We start from the raw sequence: 1,696 nt of genomic DNA on the forward strand, positions 1-1,696 counted from the left end.
TACTTATGTTGACATTTATAGTTATGCAACTAATGCTCTCGTTAGTTCAATAAGCTGACTTTAATATTTCTTTATTTCTTTCATAAAATCTTCAAGGTCTAATTCTTTTTGAGTAGGTAATGCTTTGCTAATTCTCTTATTAATATTATATAAATAATATTAACCTCTACTTAACAAACCTAAAAATATCCCAAAAGCTATAGCACCTCCAATAGCTGGTGGTAACCATAATAGTAAATATCCTAAAATTGTAAATAGGACTATTAATAAAATTAGATACATTTCTCTGCCCTCATACCTTTATTTAATTATTTTAATAAATAATATTCGTTACAGAGAATCATTAATTTCCTTGTTCAATCAATCTGCCCGTTAGCGCAATAAAAAATGAACTACCGAAGTAGTCCATCAATGAATAGGAGTCAATCGTCTCCCTTTTACTCGCTTTTTTATTGAGCTATATATTTCTGTAATTCTTGGATAAGTATGTTTGCACCATCTTTGCTTAACACAAACTTACCATTTTCAAATATAAAATTTTTATCATCAATTACTCCAGTAATCATACATGTTTTATCTGAATAAAATTGTTTAAGTATTATTCGTTGTTCATCAATAAAAAACTCTAAAGGTATATTTGTATGTAGCTTTAACATTTTTCTGAGTTCTTTAGGTAATACAACTCTTCCTAATTCATCTGCATTTCTCACAATCCCGCTTTTTCTTAATATTTCATCGTACTTAGTAATTATTATGAAATCTTTTTCTACATGAATTTCTAAGGGAACTCCACCTTTAATATTCATGGTATTTCTTAGTTCTTTCGGTAAAACAATTCTACCTAATTCATCTAACCTTCTAACAATTCCTATCGATTTCATTAATGTAACTCCCCATTTATCTCTCTCTTTTTTTAGAACGTATTGGTAAAAAACATACAAGTTGAATTTAGCTTTATAATAACAAACTGTTTAAATATTCGCTCCATTTTAGGATTGATTTTTATTGGTAATATTTTACATTTATTAACTCCTACTACACTGTTGACTTAATGTTAAGAAAAAACGTTTTATATATTTTTTATTAAAAGTCTAGGAAATAACTATGAATCTCTATATTTAAGTGATTGAAACTAATGTCACACATTTTTTAAGGTAAAAATAAAAGGATAGATGAACAGGAAAGTATACCTGTTTACATCTATCCTTTTTATACAACATATGACCACATTTACTACTACAACAGGTTTTTAACCGCAACAAATTTTCATGTACTTATACAACTAACGAGCTGCGTTAGTTGTATAACTTTTTAATTTAATCAACAAAAGGGACTGTATACGCTCGTCATTGCCAACAGTACAAACAATATCAAAATAAATAATAAACCGTTCGAAGTGGCATCTCAGTCAACTTCTTCGTTCACTCGTTGAAAAGAACAAAGTAATTGTTCTCGACGAGCACACCAACGAATTATTACAAGCAAACATCAAATCCATTGCAATAGCTGGTATCAACGTATCCATTTGCTGGATCATCTTCATTCCATTTATTCTAAACATCGTTCGATACTTTTTCTTTTCGAATTAATAACTCATGACTATTAAAGTGTGCATTTATCCGCTTTATTTGGTATGCTTAACGGACAGTTATGGACCGGATCCACTAAACTGAATGAAGAAGAGGGTAAAACATGG

General features: G+C 29.2%; 1 protein-coding gene. It reads right to left on the minus strand.

Annotated elements, in window-relative coordinates:
- Window positions 1–449 precede the first annotated feature (449 nt).
- Window positions 450–881 (minus strand): AbrB/MazE/SpoVT family DNA-binding domain-containing protein, encoded by a 432-nt coding sequence (locus CN692_RS19115; protein ID WP_098120738.1) that lies wholly within the window; start codon window positions 879–881, stop codon window positions 450–452.
- Between the last annotated feature and the right edge of the window lie 815 nt (window positions 882–1,696).

Origin of the sequence: Bacillus sp. AFS002410 (genome assembly GCF_002556365.1) — a bacterium.
GTDB lineage: Bacteria > Bacillota > Bacilli > Bacillales > Bacillaceae_G > Gottfriedia.

Coding starts and splice junctions, on each gene's coding strand:
- CN692_RS19115 (WP_098120738.1), bottom strand. CDS start 881: ATGAAATCGATAGGAATTGTTAGAAGGTTAGATGAATTAGGTAGAATT.